Origin of the sequence: Amycolatopsis sp. MtRt-6 (genome assembly GCF_017308975.1) — a bacterium.
In the GTDB taxonomy this organism is placed as follows: Bacteria; Actinomycetota; Actinomycetes; order Mycobacteriales; family Pseudonocardiaceae; genus Amycolatopsis.
On the sequence record NZ_JADWPD010000009.1, the window covers coordinates 227,306 to 245,296 of the forward strand.

A 17,991-nucleotide genomic window follows, 5' to 3' on the forward strand; every position below is an offset into this window, starting at 1 on the left:
GGGGGGCCCCCGGTTGGAGGCAAAAACCGTGTACCCACCTGTTTACCCCCCCCACGCCCGGCTGCGGCAGACCACTCCTCGCGGGTGATGCCGTACTCGACCTCGCCGTGCTCGCTGCCGGGCGCCCGCTCGTGCTCCGGGAACTCCTCGGAGTACGTCCGGACGAACTTCATCCCCAGTTTTTCCATCACCCGGCGCGAGCCCTTGTTCACCGTCATGGTGGACGCGCTCACCCGGCGGACCCCCAGTTCGGTGAAGCCCTTCGCGAGCAGTGCCGCCGAGCCTTCGGTGGCGTAGCCCTTGCCCCACGCCTTCCGGTGCAGCCGGTAGCCGAGTTCGGGCTCGTCCGGCGGATCTTGCGGGCGCGGGCGGAAATGGAACCACCCCAGGAAGTCACCGGTGCTCTTTTCGATCGCCGCCCAGAACCCGTAACCGGGGAAACGCTCGTAGTAACCGAGGAACGCGGGGAGATCCAGGGTGACGATCTCGGTGCGGTCCGCCGGCTGTCCCCCATTGAGGTACTTCATCACGGCCGGGTCGTCGTAGAGCTCGAAGAGCGCGTCGGCGTCGTTCTCGGTGAACCGGCGGAGGATCAGCCGCTCGGTTTCGAGGAATACGTGCATCGGGTGATGCTGGCAGTGACCCCAGTGTGTGGCAACGTGATTACGCGGCGGGGGTCAGGGCCTCGCCCAGCGAACGCGAGCCGTCCTCGGTGAGCAGGGCGGGCACCAGCTCGCCGCACTTGCCGGGGCGGGCCGGCGCGATCAGGCCGAGCCGCGCGAGCCGGTGCACGGTGGACTGGTCGCAGCAGCTCAGGCCGTCGATGAACAGGTCGGGTTCGCAGCTGCAGCTGATCTCGGCGTGGCCCCCGGCCACGGCTCTCAACGTGGCCCGCTCACGATGGTTCAAGGTGGTGATCATGGCGGCGCCTCCTTTCCCTCGTGCTCATTAGACGCCCCACCACCGACAGTTTCCGCCTTCGAGCGTGCGAACCGGGGTATTTCGGGGGTCCACGTAGGGGTGGCGTGTCGTGCCGTTCCGGGGTGCACCCCGAGTACCCCTACGGGAGCGGTTCAAGCGTCGTCTTCCGCAGGTGCCGGAAAACGATCGACGTCCGGAACCCGACGATCTCCCGGCGCAACGCGAGCCGGTCGGTCAGGAATGCGTGCAACGCGTCGATGTCCGGTGTGGTCACTTCGATCAGGAAATCGTCGTTGCCGGCCGTGACGTACACCGAGAGCACTTCCGGGAGATCGGCGATCGACCGCTGGAAGGAATCGATCACCGCGCGGCTCAGCGGCCGCACCTGCGCCGTGACGAGCGCCCGGACGCCGCGGTTGAGGCTCGGCAGGTCGACGTCGGCGTGGTAGCCGCGGATGACGCCGCGTTCACGCAGCAGCCGGATGCGTTCCAGGCACGTCGAGGGCGCGATGCCGACCTTCCGGGCGATGTCCCGGTTGGTCTGGCGCGCGTCCTCCTGCAGGTGCCGCACGATCGCCGAATCAAGTTCGTCCAGCACCGGGCCCTCCGAGTTCTCGCCGAATTTCGTTCGGCAGCCGGTCTCCACTGCCGACTGTCACCCTAACTTCGGCGTCCATGACCGCACATGAGCAGCTCGTAGCCCGCCGGGGCCGTCGTTCCGGCATCACCACGATGGTCGCGATCCACTCGACCGCGCTCGGCCCCGCCGTCGGCGGCTGCCGCTTCAAGCCCTACGCCACGCTCGACGAAGCCGTCGGCGACGTCCTGCGCCTGTCGGCCGCCATGACGGCGAAGTGCGCCGTCGCCGGGCTGGCCTTCGGCGGCGGCAAGAGCGTCATCGCGCCCGAGCCCGGCCGCGTCCTTTCGCCCGAAGAGCGCCGGGCCGTCCTGCTCGACCACGCCGACCTGATCGCCGAGTTCGGCGGCCGCTACCAGGCCGGCCCGGACGTGGGCACCGGCCCGGCCGACATGCTGGTGCTCCGCGAAGCCTCGCCGTACGCGTTCTGCGCGCCCGAGTCCGCGGGCGGAACCGGTTCCTCCAGCGGCCCGACCGCCGTCGGGGTGCTGGCCGCGCTCCGGGCGGCGGCCGGCTCGGCGGACATGATCGGCCGCCGGGTGGTGATCAGCGGCTACGGCTCGGTGGGCGTCCACCTCGCGGCGAGCCTCCGGGCCGCGGGCGCCGACGTCGTCGTCTCGGACATCGACCCGGCCAAGCGGGCCGGCGCCGAACAGCAGGGCCTGACCTGGGTGGAGCCGGAGAAGGCGCTCACCCTCACCGCCGACGTGGTGGTCCCGGCGGCGGTCGGCGGGGTGCTGAGCCCCGAGAGCGTGGCCCGGCTCGACACGCCGCTCGTCGTCGGCCCCGCCAACAACCAGCTCACCGACGACGCCGTCGCCGACGACCTCGCCGCGCGCGGCATCCTGTGGATCCCGGACTACGTGGCCAGTGCGGGTGGGATCCTGTACACACTTTCGCGCGAAGCCGAGGGCTTGGACCACGACGCCGCGCTCGCCCGGGTCGAGACGATCGAGGACACCGTGCGCACCCTCCTCGAAGCCGCGAAGGCCAACGCGACCACCCCGCTCCACGAGGCAGCCGCGCTGGCCGGACGAAGGCTCACTTCTGGTGCGGAGCCACGTACTCCTTCGCTTCCGGAGCTTCGAACAACGGCTTGACGTACTTGACGCCGCCCTCGGCGGAGGCGTCCGGGGTGGCCGCGTACACCTGGCGCGTCGCCGGCGTTCCCGGCTTCGAGAAGTCGAGCGCCGCGACCAGGTCGTCCGTGTCCGCCGACGTCGTCTGCTTCAGCGCCGCCGCGATGCCGTCGCGGGTGAGGTCCTTGTTGTCGCACGCCTTCTTCAGGACCGCGCCCCACACCTCGCCGACCGCGTAGCCGTACGGGACGCCGCCGTTGGGGGTTTCCTTGTACGTGGCCTTGTACTTCGCCGCCACGTCCTTCGCCTTCGGGATGTCCGCGGAGAACGGCACGCTGCTGGCGACGATCGTCAGCTTGTCGAGCGCCGCGGCGGCCGGGCTCTTCAGCAGCGCCGGGTCGAACGTCGGGTTGTTGCCCAGCACCGGCACGTTCAGCCCGAGTGCCTTGTTCGCCCCGACCGTCGAGCCGGTCTGCGTCGGCGTGGTCGTCAGCACGATCGCCTTGACGCCGTCGCCCTTCAGCCCGGTGACGATGTTGGTCAGGTCGCTGTCGGTCGAGGTGATCTTCACTTCCTTGAGCGTCAGGCTGTGCTTCTTGGCGTAGAACTGCGAGCCGCGCAGGCCGTTCTTGCCGTACTCGCCGTCGATGTAGATGTGCCCGATCGTGTCGCCGTCCTTGAGCTGTCCCTGCTCCTGCAGGTACGACAGGCCGTCGATGATCTCCAGGTCGTAGGTCGTGCCGACGATCATCACGTACGGGTTGTCGAGCAGCTCGGACGACCACGACGCCGGCGCGGCGGTCGTCTTGTCCGTCGCCAGGTTCTGCTTCAGCGCGGCCACCACCGGCGAGCCGAGCAGCTGCACGAACCCGAGCACCTTCGGCTCGATCTGCGGGTACAGCGTCTTCGCCGTGTCGGCCTTGTAGCCGTGGTCGACCTGCTCGAGCTTCACCTGCCGCCCGCACACGCCGCCGGCGGCGTTGAAGTCCTTGGCCCACAGCTCGTTGCCCTGCGTGATGCCGAGGCCGAGGTTCTTGAACACGCCGGACTTGTCGGTCATCACCCCGAGCGTCACCTCGGTCGCCGTCACCCCCTTGCCGGTCTTGACGCCGGAGCTGTCCGAACCCGACGAGCCCGAGTCGTTCGCTTTCGTGCTGCACGCCGAGAGCGCGAGGACGGCCACCAGCGCCGCCGCCAGGTGTGTGCGTTTCATGATTCCTCCGGGGGTTGACGGCGAGCACGGGTGAGCCGGCGGCCGATCGCGGCGAGCCCGCCCGGTTCGAACAGCACGACGAGGATGATCGCGGCGCCGTAGACGAACGAGCTGACCAGGATCGGGGTCAGCGCGCCGTCGCCGGTGCCGGTGAACCAGCCCAGGTCGGCCGAGTACAGGGCGAGGACCTGCGGCAGCCCGTTGACGATCAGCGCGCCGACCAGCGCTCCCGGGACCGAGCCGAGGCCGCCGATGATGACCATCGCCAGGTAGGCGATCGACACGTTGATGCCGTAGGTGCCGAATTCGCTCTCGTCCGGCTTGAGGATGTCGAACCACAGCACGGTCATCGCGCCGGCGAGGCCGCCGTAGGCCGACGAGACGGCGAACGCGCCCGCCTTGGCACGCAGCACGCTGACGCCCATCACCGCGGCCGCGGCCTCGTTGTCGCGCACCGCCCGCCACGACCGCCCGACCCGGCCGCGGACCGCGCCGCGGGCGATGACGAAGGCGAGCACGGTGAGCAGCAGGAACAGGTACCACATGCGTTCGGCCTGCTGGATCGGCACGCCGAGGACGGTGATCTCCGGACCGCCGCCCGCGAACGGGAAACCGAACAGTGAGAACGACGCCGGGGTGCGCCCGGTCGACGTCCCGCCGGTGAGCTCCTCGGCGGACTGTCCGAAGTAGAGGCCCAGAAACACCAGCGCCAGCGACGCGACGCCGAGGTAGATCCCGCGCAGCCGTCCGGCGACCGGCGCGAAGGCCAGCCCTAGCAAAGCGGCAACGGCCACCGCGCCCAGCAGCGAGAGGGCCGGGTCGAGGCCGAAGCCGATGACGCGCTCGTCGCCGGTCGGTCCGGACAGGACGGTGTAGGCGGTGCCGCCGGCGAGCAGGAAGAACGCGTGGGCCAGGGACAGCTGCCCGGCCTGCCCGACCACCAGGGTCAGCCCGATCGCGCCGACCGCGCCGATCATCATGTACTGCCCGGCCTTGAGCCAGGCGGTGTCGATGTAGAGCGGCAGGGCGAGGAGCACCACGAGCAGCGCCAGCCACGCGGCCTTGCGCACCAGGCTCGCCGGGGTGCGGCGTGGGCGCGCCGGCTCGGCCGCCGCGGGCTGGGTGTCCACTTCGGACACGGCTTGGTCAGACACGTGTTCGCTCCCTCGTGCCGAACAGCCCCGAGGGCCGCACCACCAGGACCACCAGCATCACCAGGAACACCGCGCTCTTGGAGAAGTCGAACGAGACGTACTGCGCCGACAGTGCTTCGGCGATCCCGACGACCAGCCCGCCGACCACCGCGCCCGCCGTCGAGTCGAGCCCGCCGAGGATCGCCGCGGGGAACGCGGCCAGCGCGATCGAGTGCGTTCCGCGCGACAGCCCGGCGCCGGAGAAGTCCTGCGTCGCGATGAAGAGGACGGCCACCCCGGCCAGCATCCCGGCGACCACCCACGCGGTCGCGGTGACGCGAGAGCTGCGGATGCCCATCAGCGCGGCGGCTTCGCGGTTCTCCGCCTGGGCCCGCATGGCCACGCCCCAGTTCGAGTACTTGAAGGCCAGCCAGAAGGCCGTGATCAGCACCGCGGCCACCACGAGCGCGACCAGCTGCGTGCGGAACAGCGTGATCCCGCCGAGCTGGAACGGCTTGGCGTCCCACGCGTCGCCGAGGAAGGGCAGCGTGACGCCGAGGCGGCGGACGATCTCCTCGGTGATGATGACGTCGACGCCGATGGTGAGCAGGGCCAGGCTGTTGGCGTCGGCGTGCCGGGAGCGCGACAGCAGCAGCCGTTCCAGCAGCAGCCCCAGCAAGCCGGCCGAGACGATCCCGACGAGCGACGCGCCCGCCCAGCCCAGCGCGTCCTTCGTCACCACGACGAGGTAGCCGCCGAAGAGCACGAGCGAGCCGTGCGCGAAGTTGACCACCTCGGTGGCCTTGAAGATGATCACGAACCCCAGTGCGAGCAGGGCGAACACCGCGCCCTTGCCGAGGCCGTTCACCACGAGCTGCAGGAAAGTGTTCACGCCGCCTCCGTGCCCAGGTAGGCCTTGATGACGTCCGGATCGGCCTGGACCTGCGCCGGGGTGCCGTCGGCGATGCGCCTGCCGAAGTCGAGCACCGTGACGCGGTCGGCGATGCCCATCACCAGGCCCATGTCGTGTTCGACGAGCAGGATCGAGATGCCGAGCTCCGCGCGGATCCCGGTGATCGTGCCGGCCAGCTCGGCGGTCTCGGCCGCGTTCATCCCGGCGGCGGGCTCGTCGAGCAGGAGCAGCACCGGTTCGACGGCCAGCGCGCGGGCGAGGTCGACGCGCTTGACGATGCCGTAGGGCAGCGCGCCCACGGGTGCGTCGACGACCGGCCCCAGCCCGAGGAACGCGCAGATCTCGCGGGCCCGCTCGGCGTGCCGTCGTTCGGCGCGGACCGTCCACGGCAGCCGCAGCCCGACTTCGAGGAACCCGCCGCGGGTGAGCGCGTGCCGGCCGAGCATGACGTTGTCCAGCACGGTCGAGCCGGGGGAGAGGGCGGCGTTCTGGAACGACCGCCCGACGCCGAGGCCGGCGAGCTTGTGCGGGGCCAGCCCGGTGAGCTCGGTGTCCCCCAGCTGGACGTGGCCCGAGTTCGCCCGGTAGAGACCGCTGATCACGTTGAAGCAGCTGGACTTCCCGGCGCCGTTCGGCCCGATCAGCGCGTGCAGCGAGCCGGGGGCGACGGTGAAGCTCACGTCGTCGAGCGCCCGGATCCCGCCGAACCGCAGCGAGACGTTCTCGACCCGCAGTTCCGGCGGCGTCATCCGACCCACCTCGACAGCGTCCGGCCGGCCAGGCTCTTGCGGGCATTCTCCGCCTCGGCGTCGGCGGTTTCCTGCGATTCGGCGTGCCCGCCGAGGTAGAGCCGCTGGACGTCCTGGCTGGCGGCGAGCTCGGCCGCGGTCCCGGCCAGCGCCACCCGGCCGGCTTCCAGCACCACGGCGTGGTCGGCGACGTTCAGCGCCATCACGGCGTTCTGCTCGACCAGCACCACGGCGGTGCCCTGCTCGTGGATCTCCCGGATGGTCCGGCCGATCTGCTCGACGATCTTCGGGGCGAGGCCCAGCGACGGCTCGTCGAGCAGCAGCAGCTTCGGCGCGGACATCAGCGCCCGGCCGATGGCCAGCATCTGCTGCTCGCCGCCGGACAGCAGGCCCGCGCGCTGCCTGGCGCGTTCGGTGAGCACCGGGAACAGCTCGTCGACCCGCTTGCGCGCGGTGGTCCGTTCCGCGGCGGTCCGGGCGCCGATGCCGCCGGCCCGCAGGTTCTCCTCGACGGTCATCCGCGCGAAGACCTGCCGGCCTTCGGGTACGCCGACGACGCCGAGCCGCACGATCCGGGCCGGGTCGAGCTTGCCGAGCGCGTGTCCGTCGTAGCGGATCTCGCCGTCGTCGATCGAGCCGCGGTGCATGCGGAGGGTGCCGGAGACGGCTCTGAGCAAAGTGGACTTCCCGGCCCCGTTGCTGCCCAGCACGGCCAGCACGCCGTCGGCGGAGACGTCGAGGTCGACCCCGTGCAGCGCGGGCGTCGACCGGCCGTACCGCACCCGCAGGCCACGCACGGTCAGCACGGACTCACTCCAGGACGCAACAGGCCTCCTTCGCTCGTGTGACGTGAGTCACGGTCGGTGGCGGTCATCCTGCGTTCGGCGGGAGTGATCCGATACCCCCACCTGGAGACCTCGCAGGCTACGAAACGGACACGGCGGACTCCCGCAGCGCCGCGAAGACCTCCGGTGCGGTCGTGTGCTCGCCGAGGCGGACGGGCTTGCGGTCGCCGTGGAAGTCGCTGGAGCCGGTCGCGAGCAACCCCAGGTCCGCGGCCACTTCGCGGAGGCGCTCGCGGACCTCCGGTGGCTGCTCCGGGTGGTCCGCTTCGAGCCCGGCGAGCCCGGCTGAAGCGAGTGCCGCCAGCTGCGTGTCCGACACCGAAGCGCGCCGCTTCACCGAGCGCGGATGAGCCAGCACCGCGACACCCCCGGCCGCGCGGACCAGCGCGACCGCGTCCACAGTGGACAAGACGTGCTTGGGCACGTCGGCGCGGCCGCCGTCGGCGATCCAGTCGGCCGTGAACGCGTCGGTGATGCCCACCGCGGCCAGTGCCGCGGCGATGTGGGGACGGCCCAGTGGCGCACCCGCGGCGATCGCCTCGACCTGCGCGAGGGTGATCGGCGCGCCGAGTTCCCGGCAGCGCTCGACCATCCGGACCCCGCGGCGAACCCGGTCGGTGCGGATCAGCTCCAGCTCGGCCGACAGCGGCTCGGACCGCGGGTCGACGAAGAGGCCGAGCAGGTGCACCTCCGCGTCGTCGAGCCGGCAGGAGATCTCGACACCGGGCACGATTTCGACGTCGGAAGCGGTGGCGGTGGCGGCGGCCAGGCCCGCGAAGGTGTCGTGGTCGGTGAGGGCGAGCACCGTGAGCCCGGCTTCGGCGGCCAGCCGCGGCAGCGAAGCGGGCGGTGTCGTGCCGTCGGAGGCCGTGCTGTGCGTGTGCAGGTCGATCGTCACCCGGCCGAGGATGTCACAACAGCCCGGCTTCGCTGGCCTTCCCGATCGCCTCGACGCGGTTGCGCGCGCCCAGCTTGTGCAGCGCCGACTGCAGGTACGTCTTCACCGTGTTCCGGGCCAGGCCGGTCGACTCCGCGATCTCCGGGTTCGTCTGGCCCTGGGCGGCGAGCCGCAGGACCTCGTACTCGCGGCGGGTCAGGCCGCTGCGGGCCAGGGCGTCCGAGCGTTGCCCGGCGTCGGGGAGGATCCGCGGGTCGACCACGCGCTCGCCGCGCAGCACCCGGCGCAGCTCGGTCACCAGCTGCGCGCCCGCGGCGTCCTTGAGCAGGCAGCCGTGCGCACCCGACTCCAGCGCGGCCAGCACGCCCTGGTGGTCGCCGTGCGCGGTGAAGACCACGATCTTGCCCTCGGGGTGCACCCGGCGCAGCTCGGTGACGACCTCCGGCGCGAGCATGTCCGGCAGCCGGAGGTCGAGCAGGATCAGGTCCGGGGTCAGCGACGCCACCCGCTCGATCGCCAGCCGCCCGGACTCCGCCGAGCCGACCACGTTCAGGCACGGGTCCGAGCGCAGGAGCAGCGTCACGCCGTCGCGGACCACCGGGTGGTCGTCGACGACGAACACGCTCGCCGGCTTCGTGGGAGTCACCGTCGCACCAGCGGCACCCAGGCACGCAGGGTGCAGCCGTCGTCGTCGTCGCGGACGAGACTCACCCGGCCGCCGAGCCGCGCGGCCCGCCCGGTGAGCGTCCGCAGGCCCATGCCGGTGCCGGGAGCGGCGCCGGTGCCCGTGCCGTCGTCCGCGACGACCACCTGGACGCCGTCGTCGCTGGGCAGCAGGCTGACGATCACCGAAGACGCCCGCGCGTGCTTCTCGACGTTGAGCAGCCCTTCGCGGACCGCCGCCACCAGGAGCGCGGTGCGTTCGGCGTCCAGCGGCGGCACCGCCGCGAGCTGCACGAACCGCGCCGGGACGCCGCAGCGCGCCTGGAACGAGCGGCAGTGCTCGGCCAGCTCGACCGGCAGCGCCCGCTCCGGGCTGGACTCCGACAGCGCCAGCAGCGACTCCCGCAGCGCGCCCGCGGCCGCCGAGACGTCGCCTTCGAGCCGCCGCAGCCGCGCCTCCAGACCCGGGAGCTCGCGCAGCTCCTCGTGCAGGTCACGCACCTGGACGCCGATGGAGAACAGCAGCGCGCCGACGGAGTCGTGCAGCGCGCTCTGCATGCGCAGCCGCTCGCCGGCCACCGCGGCCGTGCGGTCGGTCTCGGCCACCTTCGCCAGGTGCAACGCCGTCCCGGCCTCGCGCGCGACCTCCTCCATCCGCCGGACGGCGTCGTCGCCGAAGTCGGCCGGCTCGCGCATGGCGGCGTAGGCGATGGCGACGGTCTCGCCGCGCGCGACGATCGGGACGGCGAGCATCGCGGCCAGGCCCTCGCCGCGCACCTGGGCGTCGAACTGGTGGGTGATCGCCGGCGAGCTGACGTAGTCGGTGACCTTCACGGGCCGGCCCAGCGCCAGCACCCGGCCGCCGATGCCCTGGCCGACGGGCACTTCGAGGTCCTGGAGCGCGTCGGTGCGGTTGCCGGACATCCAGCGGATCACGGCCAGTCCCGGCTCGGTGAGCTCGCCGACGAACCCGGCCTTCGCCCCGACCGTCTCCCGGATCAGGCGCGCGGTCCCGTGCAGCGCGGCGACCCGGTCGAGCGTGCCGAGCAGCTTCTCGCGCTCGCGCAGCAGCTCGCCCAGCACCACGCTGTACTCGGCAACGTGCTCCTTTGCCGTCACTCGATCACGATGGCACACGGAGTGTGGTTCCGGACATACCCGGCTGGAGAGGTACGACGGCGCCCGGGCGGCTTGAATGGACGGGTGGAGATCCTCACCGACGCCGCCACGCTCGCGCTGTACACGACCGACGCCTCCAACTACCGCCACGTGCCCCGCGGCGTGGTGCTGCCGCGGACCGTCGACGACGTCGTCGCGGCGGTCGCCGCCGCCCGCGATCGTGACCTGCCGGTGATCGCCCGCGGCGGCGGCACGAGCGTCGCCGGGAACGCGTGCGGGCCGGGGCTGGTGATCGACACGTCCAGGCACCTCGGCGGGGTGCTCTCGGTGGACCCGTCGGCGCGGCTGGCGCGCGTGCTGCCGGGCACGGTGCTCGACGACCTGCAGGCCGTCGCGGCCCCGCACGGCCTGCGGTTCGGCCCGGACCCGTCGACGCACAGCCGCTGCACGCTCGGCGGGATGATCGGCAACAACGCGTGCGGCTCCCACTCGGTGGCGTGGGGGCGCACGGTCGACGTCGTCCGCTCCCTCGAGGTCCTGCTCTACGACGGCACGCGGCTGCGGATCGGCCCGGACGAACCCACCGAGGGGCGGATCTTCGACGAGCTGCGCGCGCTGGTGCGCGACAACCTGGCGGTGCTGCGCAAGGAACTCTCGACGTGGCCGCGTCGCGTGTCCGGCTACGGGCTCGAACACCTGTTGCCGGAGAACGGCTTCGACGTCGCCAAGGCCCTGGTGGGCAGCGAGGGCACCTGCGTGACGATCCTCGAAGCGACGGTTTCGCTCGCCGAGCTGCCGCGCGAGAAGGTGCTCGCGGTGCTCGGCTTTCCGTCCGACATCGCGGCGGCCGACGCGGTGCCGTCGATCCTGCCGTGGTCGCCGCTGACCGTCGAAGGCGTGGACGCCGAGCTGGTCGCGATGCTCCCCGGGCGGGCCGGCGACCTTCCGCCGGGCGGGGCGTGGCTGTTCGTCGAGCTGGCCGGCGACGACCCGGCCGCGCGGGCCCGTTCACTGGCGGCTTCGCTCGATCTCACCGGCTTCGCGATCCTCGACGACCTGGCCGCGCAACGCCGGCTGTGGCGCATCCGCGAGGAAGGCGCCGGGCTCGCGACGCGGCTCGCCGACGGGTCGGAGGCGTGGCCGGGCTGGGAGGACGCCGCCGTCCCGCCCGAGCGGCTCGGCGCGTACCTGCGCGAGTTCAAGGAGCTCATGCGCGCGCACGGCCGTCGCAGTGTGGTCTACGGCCACTACGGCGAAGGCTGCCTGCACCTGCGGCTGGACTTCGACCTGCTGTCCGCGTCCGGCGTGGCGGGCTTCCGGCGGTTCCTGGAGGAAGCCGCGGACCTCGTCGCGGCGCACGGCGGCTCGCTGTCCGGGGAGCACGGCGACGGCCAGGCACGCTCGGAGCTGCTGTCCCGGATGTACAGCCGGGAGATGCTGGACGTCTTCGCGCGGTTCAAGGCGATCTTCGACCCGGCCGGCCGGATGAACCCCGGCATCCTGGTGGCGCCCCGGCCGATCGACGCGGACCTGCGCGTGCGGTCGACGTCGAAGTCCTTCGAGGACAGTGTGTTCCTCGGCTACCCGGAGGACCGGGGGAGTTTCGGCCAGGCGATGCGGCGCTGCGTCGGCGTGGGGAAGTGCCGCAACACCAGTGGTGGCGGCGTGATGTGCCCGAGCTACCGGGCCACCCGCGAGGAGAAGCACTCGACGCGCGGCCGGGCGCACCTGCTCGCCGAGATGATCAACGGCGAAGTGGTCAAGGACGGCTGGCGTTCGTCGGAAGTGCGCGAAGCACTCGATTTGTGCCTGTCCTGCAAGGGATGTCTCTCCGACTGCCCGGTCGACGTCGACATGGCGACGTACAAGGCCGAGTTCCTGCACCAGCACTACCGGCGGCGGCTGCGGCCGGCGTCGCACTACTCGATGGGCTGGCTGCCGCTGTGGCTGCGGGTCAGCGGTTTTGCTCCGCGCTTGGCCAACGCTGTCGGACGGTCTCGCTTGGCGGCCCTGGTGAAGCGGCTCGGCGGAATCGCGCCGGAACGCTCGCTGCCGACCTTCGCTCCTTCCCCTTTCACGTCGTCGCGCGCGGATCTCCGGCGCCGGGCGACGGGGGAGCGTCGCGTGGTGCTGTGGCCGGATTCGTTCAACAACTACCTGACGCCATCGGTGCTCGACGCCGCCCACGAGGTGCTCACCGCGGCCGGGTACGACGTCGTGCTGCCGGACCGAGGAGTCTGTTGTGGACTGACGTGGGTGTCGACCGGCCAGCTCGGCGTCGCGCGGCGCGTCCTGGACCGGACCCTTTCCGTGCTGGCGCCTTACCTGGAGGACGGCTACGAGGTCGCGGGCCTGGAACCGAGCTGCACGGCGTTGTTCCGCGGCGACCTGCCCGCACTCATGCCGGGCGACGCACGCGCGGAACTGCTGGCTTCGCGGACGTTCACGTTCGCCGAGCTGCTGGAGCGGGCGCCGATCCCGTTCGCGGCGCTCGACGTCGACGCGATCACGCAGGTGCACTGCCACCAGCACGCGGTCCTCGGCTTCGGCGCCGACGAGTCCGCGCTGCAGGCCGCGGGTGTCCGCAACACCACCCTGGACTCGGGCTGCTGCGGCCTGGCGGGCAACTTCGGCTTCGAGCGCGGCCACTACGACGTCTCGAAGGCCGTGGCGGAGGACCGGATGCTGCCCGCGATCCGCGCGGCCGCCCCGGACACCGTGGTGGTGTCCGACGGCTTCAGCTGCCGGACGCAGATCGCCCAGGAGTCGGGCCGGACACCGGTGCACCTGGCGGAACTGCTGCGGCGCGCGCTGCCGTGATCACTCGGCGCGTTCCAGCAGCGTCCGCACGGCGGTGACGACGAGCCTGACGATGTCGTCGGGGTCGGCGCCGGCCAGCGGCTGCTTGCCGGTGAGCTCGCGGACCACCCCGATGCCCATCAGCCAGGCCAGCGCGAGGTCGGCGCGCAGCTCGGCGTCCGGGGCGTCGGTCAGCGAGGCGAGGATCCGGGTGTACTCGTCGCCGATCTCCGCGCGCAGCACGGCCCCGACGTCGCCGCTGCCCGACGAGCGCAGGTACGTCTCCAGCGTGCGGTTCCGGTCGCCGCCCGGCTCGAGCATGCTGCGCAGCGACGCGCTGAGCAGCCGCTCCGGCGGGTGCGTTTCGAGGTGCTCGCGCCCGCTGCGGGCGATGGCCGCCTCGAACAGCGCTTCCTTGCTGCCGAAGTAGCGGAAGAGCAGCGCCTGGTTGACCCCGGCCAGATCGGCGATCTCCCGCACGGTCGTCCGGTCGAAGCCGCGCTCGGCGAACAGCTTCGCGCCGGCGTCGAGCAACGCCTGCCGCGTCGCGGCCGCGTCCCGCCGGCGGCCAGGCTGCTCACTCATCGGAGCAGGCTAACCGGCGCGGCGGGACTCGACAGCGCTAGCCGCCGGAAACGCGGATCGCGGCGGCCGGGCAGGTCAGTTCCGCCTGTCGGACGGCGTCCTCCTGCTCGGCCGGCGGCTCGGCGGCGAGCAGGACGACCGTGCCGTCGTCCTCGTTCTGGTCGAACGTCTCCGGCGCGAGCAGCACGCACTGGCCGGAGGAGACGCAGCTTCCCGTGTCGACGGTGATCTTCACGCTCACCACTCCACCGGAACGCGCTCGACGCCGCCGGCCACGCGGTTGGTGCGGACCGGGATCTCGCCGACGTCGACGGCCAGCCGCAGGCCGGGGAAGCGGCGGAACAGCTTCGGGAACACCGTCCGCAGCTCGGTGCGGGCGAGGTTGGCGCCGATGCAGACGTGCGCGCCGGTGCCGAAGGCGAGGTGCACGTTCGGCGTCCGGTCCGGGTCGAACCCGTCCGGGTCGGCGAACACCGACGCGTCCCGGTTGGCCGCGTCGCTGGAGATGAGCACGGCGTCGCCGCGCATGATACGCGTCCCGGCGATCTCGACGTCCTCGTGCGCGTACCGCAGCAGGCCGGTGCCGCTGGTCGCGGTCAGCCGCAGGATCTCCTCGACGGTCTGGTTGACCTGGCCGTCGGGATCGGCGGCGAAGCGGTCGCGGCGGGCGGTGTCGGCGAGCAGGAACAGCGTGCCCATCGCGATGCGCGTCGAAGTCGTCTCGTGGCCGGCGAACAGCAGGCCGGCGCCCATCCGGGCGAGGTCCTCCTCGGTGAAGGTCGGGTCTTCGGCCTGGAACGCGACCATGTCGGAGATGACGTCGGGCTGCGGGTCGGCGCGCTTGGCGTCGGCCAGCTTCGTCATGTACGCCATGAACTCCGCCATGGCCGCCTGGGCGTCCTCGCCGCCGTCCATGACCGCGATCCGCTCGGACAGGCCGCGGAAGTGCTCGCGGTCGGCGTAGGGCACGCCGAGCAGCTCGCAGATCACCAGCACCGGCAACGGGAAGGCGAGGAAGTCGGTCAGGTCGACGGGCCCGGCTCCGCGGGCGGCTTCCATGTCGTCGAGGCAGCGGTCGGTCAGCGCGGCGATGTGGTCGCCGAGGGCGCGCATGCGGGGCGCGGAGAAGGCGGGCGCGAGCATCCGGCGCATCCGCTTGTGCTCGCGCTCTTCGTTTTCGAAGTCGCCGCTCGGGCCGTCCTGCACCGCGGCGTAGGAGATCCGCGACGCCTGCTCCGGCGCCGGGTGCGACCGGCCGAAGCGGCGGTCGCGGAAGACCTCCTTGGCCTCCTCGTACGACGTCACCAGCCAGGCCGGGTCGCCGGCCGGGGTGAGCACGCGGGTCACCGGCGCCTGCCGGCGGAGCACCTCGTAGTCCGGGGCGATGGCGAGCGCGTCCGCGCGGGCGAAGGGGAGGCGGGGCGTCTCTTCGGTGGTGGTCATGCGGGTTCCCTCGGATCGGTGGTGAGGTCGGCGAGCCAGCGGAGCTCGGCGTCGAACTTCCCGAGCACGTGGTGCAGCGCGGCGCGGCTCCAGGGATCGGCCTGGCCGGCCGCGAGCCCGGTGAGCCGGGCCTGCTCGGCGATGAGCGCGTTCTTGCGGACTTCGAGCACGCGGGCTCGTTCGTCCGGGTGCAGCCAGGCGAAGTTCCCGACGCGGGCGAGGAACTCCGGCTCGTTGAGCGCCAGGTCGGCCGGGAAGTCCGCGAGCATGTCGTGCAGCAGTTCCCGGCCGACCTCGGTGATCGTGTAGACGTGCCGCGGCGGTTTGGCCTCCTGCTCCTCGGCGCTGCGGCTCACCGCGCCCGCGTCGACGAAGCGCCGCAGGGTCGGGTAGAGCGAGTTGTTCGACAGGGTGTGGCCCGTCGAGGCCTCCACCGCCTTGCGCAGTTCGTAGCCGTGCATCGGCTCGACGGCCAGCTTGGACAGCAAGAGGATTTCGATCCACACCTAGGTCACCGTAACCTAAGGTTCGGTGACGGGGCAATGGCGGATCGTGACAGGCGGGGAGAAACTGTGTAGCTTTGTAAGCAGCTGCTTACAACCGGAGCACAGGGGGTACTTCCGCATGACCGCCACGCACGCCGAGCCGCTCTCCTACCCCTTCAACGAAGAAGCCGGGCTGGACCTCAACGAGGCCTACGCCGCCGCCCGCGAAGCCGAGGGCATGATCCGGGTGAAGCTGCCCTACGGGGAGCCGGCCTGGCTGGCCGCCCGCTACGCCGACGCCCGGCTGGTGCTCGGCGACCGCCGGTTCTCGCGGGCCATGGAGAAGGAGAAGGACGCGCCCCGCAGCGTGCCCGTGGTGCAGGACGGCGGCATCCTGCAGATGGACCCGCCCGACCACACGCGGCTGCGCACGCTGGTCGCGAAGGCGTTCACCGTGCGCCGCGTCGAGCAGCTGCGGCCGCGCGTCGCCGCGCTGGCCACGGGCCTGATCGCGGACCTGAAGGCGGCCGGCCCGCCCGCCGACCTCGTCGACGCGTACGCGTTGCCGATCCCGGTCGCGGTGATCTGCGAGCTGCTCGGCGTCCCGGTCGCCGACCGGCCGAAGTTCCGCGTGTGGAGCGACGCGGCGCTGTCGACCAGCGGGCTGACGATGGCGGAGTTCGAGCGCAACCGCGAAGAGCTGCGGGACTACATGCGCGGCCTGATCGCCGAACACCGTGCGCAGCCGCGCGACGACCTGATGACGGCGCTCATCGAGGCCCGCGACGTCCGGGACCGGCTGACCGAGCTGGAGCTGGTCGACCTGTGCGTCGGCATCCTCGTCGCCGGCCACGAGACGACCGCGAGCCAGATCCCGAACTTCGTCTACGCGCTGCTGGACCAGCACGAGCACTGGGAGCGGCTGTGCGCCGACCCGGGCCTGGTGCCGGCCGCGGTCGAGGAGCTGATGCGGTTCGTGCCGCTGGGCGCCGGCGCGGCGTTCCCGCGGTACGCCACCGAAGACGTGCAGGTCGGCGACGTGCTGGTGCGGGCGGGCGAGCCGGTGCTGGTGGCGGTCGGCGCGGCCAACCGCGACGGGCTGCAGTTCGCCGACGCCGACAAGCTGCGGTTCGACCGCGGCGACACCCACCACCTGGGGTTCGGCCACGGCGTCCACCACTGCCTCGGCGCGCCGCTGGCCCGGCTGGAGCTGCAGGAGGCGCTGCGCGCGTTGGTCACCGAGCTGCCGGGCCTGCACCTGGCCGGCGATATCGTGTGGAAGACGCAGATGATCGTCCGCGGACCGCGGTCGATGCCGATCGGATGGTGACCATGAGCTGGGACGTGGAGATCGACGAGCACACCTGCATCGGCTCGGGCATGTGCGCCGCGCTGGTGCCGGAGGTGTTCGCGCTCGACGGCGCGGTGGCGCACACGCTGACGTCGTCGGTCGAGGCCGACGAGACCGTGCTCGACGCGGCGGACTCCTGCCCGGCGATGGCGATCACGGTGACCGACGGCGGTCGCGAGATCGGCCCTCGCCCCTGAAGATCCCCTCTTCGGTGACCACGGCCGTGATCAGGTCGAACGGCGTGACGTCGAAGGCGGGGTTGAAGGCCCGCGCGCCCTCCGGGGTGTGTTCGGTGAGTTCGCCGGCGTCGCGTTCCTCGATGGTGATGCCCGCGCCGTCCGCGAGCTTGCTGTCCACAGTGGACGAAGGAGCGACCACGACGAACGGGATCTCGTGGTGCTTCGCGGCGATGGCGAGGCCGTAGGTGCCGATCTTGTTGGCGACGTCGCCGTTCGCGGCGATCCGGTCGGCACCGACGAGCACGCAGTCGACCATCCCCCGCGCCATGGCGGCCGCGGCGGCGCCGTCGGGCTGGACGCGGTAGGGCACCTGCGCCTGGGCGAGTTCCCACGCGGTCAGCCGGGCGCCCTGGAGCAGCGGGCGCGTCTCGTCGACGAGGACTTCTTCGACGAGCCCCTGTTCGTGCAGGTGCCAGACGACGCCGAGGGCACTGCCCCAGCCGACGGTCGCGAGCCGCCCGGCGTTGCAGTGGCTGAGCAGCCGCAGGGGGCGCCGGGGACATTCGGCGAGCACGACCTCGGCAGCGTGCTTCGAGGCGGTCTTGTTGAGGTGCTCGTCTTCGTCGAGCACGGCGAGCGCTTCGGCGAGCACGGCGTCCTTGCCCTGAGCCAGTTTCCCGAGCGCGCGTTCGACACCCCAGGCGAGGTTGACGGCGGTCGGCCGGGCGGTGGCGAGGAGTTCGGCGTCTCGCCGGACATCGCGGTCCTGGTGGGCGGACAGGGCAACACCGAGCGCCCCGGCGGCCCCGAGCGCGGGCGCACCCCGGACGGCGAGCCGTTGGACGGCGTCGACTAGCCCGGCGACGGTGTCGAGTTCGAGCAGCCGGAATTCGCCGGGCAGCGCGGTCTGATCGATGATGACGACGGAGCCGTCACCCCAGTCGATGGTCCTGCGCACAAGCCCTCCCAGGGGTTTTCG

19 protein-coding genes and 1 pseudogene are annotated in these 17,991 nt (G+C 72.0%); 4 read left to right on the forward strand and 16 right to left on the reverse strand.

The window, feature by feature from the left end; all coding sequences use genetic code 11:
* Positions 1 to 56: 56 nt before the first annotated feature.
* From I4Q55_RS18045 to I4Q55_RS18055, 3 genes and pseudogenes are all read right to left on the reverse strand, one after another.
* Positions 57 to 623 (reverse strand): annotated as a pseudogene (locus I4Q55_RS18045) (GNAT family N-acetyltransferase); the annotation flags it as partial.
* 40 nt (positions 624 to 663) lie between these two features.
* Positions 664 to 921 (reverse strand): hypothetical protein, encoded by a 258-nt coding sequence (locus tag I4Q55_RS18050; protein ID WP_206789141.1) that lies wholly within the window; start codon positions 919 to 921, stop codon positions 664 to 666.
* Positions 922 to 1,060: 139 nt separating this feature from the next.
* Positions 1,061 to 1,516, reverse strand: a complete 456-nt coding sequence (locus tag I4Q55_RS18055; protein ID WP_206789230.1) for an Lrp/AsnC family transcriptional regulator — start codon at positions 1,514 to 1,516, stop codon at positions 1,061 to 1,063.
* A gap of 80 nt (positions 1,517 to 1,596) precedes the next feature.
* Between I4Q55_RS18055 and I4Q55_RS18060 the strand changes: the two genes are divergently transcribed.
* Positions 1,597 to 2,658, forward strand: a complete 1,062-nt coding sequence (locus tag I4Q55_RS18060) for a Glu/Leu/Phe/Val dehydrogenase (protein WP_206789143.1) — start codon at positions 1,597 to 1,599, stop codon at positions 2,656 to 2,658.
* On the opposite strand, the gene I4Q55_RS18065 is transcribed toward I4Q55_RS18060, so the two are convergent.
* The 8 genes from I4Q55_RS18065 to I4Q55_RS18100 all read right to left on the reverse strand — a co-directional run bounded on the left by I4Q55_RS18065 (position 2,600) and on the right by I4Q55_RS18100 (position 10,170).
* Positions 2,600 to 3,850, reverse strand: coding sequence for an ABC transporter substrate-binding protein (locus tag I4Q55_RS18065; RefSeq protein ID WP_206789145.1), 1,251 nt, complete (start codon positions 3,848 to 3,850; stop codon positions 2,600 to 2,602). The genes I4Q55_RS18060 and I4Q55_RS18065 overlap by 59 nt on opposite strands.
* Entirely contained in the window at positions 3,847 to 5,004 is a 1,158-nt protein-coding gene (locus tag I4Q55_RS18070) for a branched-chain amino acid ABC transporter permease (RefSeq protein ID WP_374194475.1), read from the reverse strand. Before I4Q55_RS18070 ends, I4Q55_RS18065 begins: the two co-directional genes overlap by 4 nt.
* Positions 4,997 to 5,875, reverse strand: coding sequence for a branched-chain amino acid ABC transporter permease (locus I4Q55_RS18075; protein ID WP_206789146.1), 879 nt, complete (start codon positions 5,873 to 5,875; stop codon positions 4,997 to 4,999). Before I4Q55_RS18075 ends, I4Q55_RS18070 begins: the two co-directional genes overlap by 8 nt.
* Positions 5,872 to 6,645, reverse strand: a complete 774-nt coding sequence (locus I4Q55_RS18080) for an ABC transporter ATP-binding protein (RefSeq protein WP_206789147.1) — start codon at positions 6,643 to 6,645, stop codon at positions 5,872 to 5,874. The genes I4Q55_RS18075 and I4Q55_RS18080 overlap by 4 nt, the downstream gene beginning before the upstream one ends.
* Entirely contained in the window at positions 6,642 to 7,451 is an 810-nt protein-coding gene (locus I4Q55_RS18085; protein WP_206789148.1) for an ABC transporter ATP-binding protein, read from the reverse strand. Before I4Q55_RS18085 ends, I4Q55_RS18080 begins: the two co-directional genes overlap by 4 nt.
* A gap of 118 nt (positions 7,452 to 7,569) precedes the next feature.
* Entirely contained in the window at positions 7,570 to 8,388 is an 819-nt protein-coding gene (locus tag I4Q55_RS18090; RefSeq protein ID WP_206789149.1) for a PHP domain-containing protein, read from the reverse strand.
* Between the two features lie 13 nt (positions 8,389 to 8,401).
* Positions 8,402 to 9,034 (reverse strand): response regulator transcription factor, encoded by a 633-nt coding sequence (locus I4Q55_RS18095; protein WP_206789150.1) that lies wholly within the window; start codon positions 9,032 to 9,034, stop codon positions 8,402 to 8,404.
* Positions 9,031 to 10,170: a GAF domain-containing protein gene (locus tag I4Q55_RS18100; protein ID WP_206789151.1), complete on the reverse strand. Its 1,140-nt coding sequence runs from the start codon at positions 10,168 to 10,170 to the stop codon at positions 9,031 to 9,033. Before I4Q55_RS18100 ends, I4Q55_RS18095 begins: the two co-directional genes overlap by 4 nt.
* Before the next feature lie 84 nt (positions 10,171 to 10,254).
* Here I4Q55_RS18100 and I4Q55_RS18105 point away from each other — a divergent pair, with 84 nt between their 5' ends.
* Complete coding sequence (locus I4Q55_RS18105) at positions 10,255 to 12,990, forward strand: FAD-binding and (Fe-S)-binding domain-containing protein (RefSeq protein ID WP_206789152.1); 2,736 nt, start codon at positions 10,255 to 10,257, stop codon at positions 12,988 to 12,990.
* On the opposite strand, the gene I4Q55_RS18110 is transcribed toward I4Q55_RS18105, so the two are convergent.
* The 4 genes from I4Q55_RS18110 to I4Q55_RS18125 are packed head-to-tail and all read right to left on the reverse strand — an operon-like array spanning position 12,991 to position 15,503.
* On the reverse strand, positions 12,991 to 13,554 hold the full coding sequence (locus I4Q55_RS18110; protein WP_206789154.1) for a TetR/AcrR family transcriptional regulator: 564 nt from the start codon (positions 13,552 to 13,554) through the stop codon (positions 12,991 to 12,993).
* Between the two features lie 37 nt (positions 13,555 to 13,591).
* Positions 13,592 to 13,789: a ferredoxin gene (locus I4Q55_RS18115; protein WP_206789155.1), complete on the reverse strand. Its 198-nt coding sequence runs from the start codon at positions 13,787 to 13,789 to the stop codon at positions 13,592 to 13,594.
* Between the two features lie 2 nt (positions 13,790 to 13,791).
* Entirely contained in the window at positions 13,792 to 14,997 is a 1,206-nt protein-coding gene (locus tag I4Q55_RS18120; protein WP_206789156.1) for a cytochrome P450, read from the reverse strand.
* Entirely contained in the window at positions 14,994 to 15,503 is a 510-nt protein-coding gene (locus tag I4Q55_RS18125) for a PadR family transcriptional regulator (protein ID WP_206789157.1), read from the reverse strand. The genes I4Q55_RS18120 and I4Q55_RS18125 overlap by 4 nt, the downstream gene beginning before the upstream one ends.
* A 118-nt stretch (positions 15,504 to 15,621) precedes the next feature.
* Here I4Q55_RS18125 and I4Q55_RS18130 point away from each other — a divergent pair, with 118 nt between their 5' ends.
* Both I4Q55_RS18130 and I4Q55_RS18135 read left to right on the forward strand, forming a co-directional pair.
* Positions 15,622 to 16,812, forward strand: coding sequence for a cytochrome P450 (locus tag I4Q55_RS18130; protein WP_206789158.1), 1,191 nt, complete (start codon positions 15,622 to 15,624; stop codon positions 16,810 to 16,812).
* The gene (locus I4Q55_RS18135; protein WP_206789159.1) at positions 16,806 to 17,030 is read left to right on the forward strand and encodes a ferredoxin; all 225 of its coding nucleotides are present in this window, start codon (positions 16,806 to 16,808) and stop codon (positions 17,028 to 17,030) included. Before I4Q55_RS18130 ends, I4Q55_RS18135 begins: the two co-directional genes overlap by 7 nt.
* On the opposite strand, the gene mtnA is transcribed toward I4Q55_RS18135, so the two are convergent.
* Complete coding sequence (gene mtnA / locus I4Q55_RS18140; protein ID WP_206789160.1) at positions 16,987 to 17,970, reverse strand: S-methyl-5-thioribose-1-phosphate isomerase; 984 nt, start codon at positions 17,968 to 17,970, stop codon at positions 16,987 to 16,989. The genes I4Q55_RS18135 and mtnA overlap by 44 nt on opposite strands.
* Between the last annotated feature and the right edge of the window lie 21 nt (positions 17,971 to 17,991).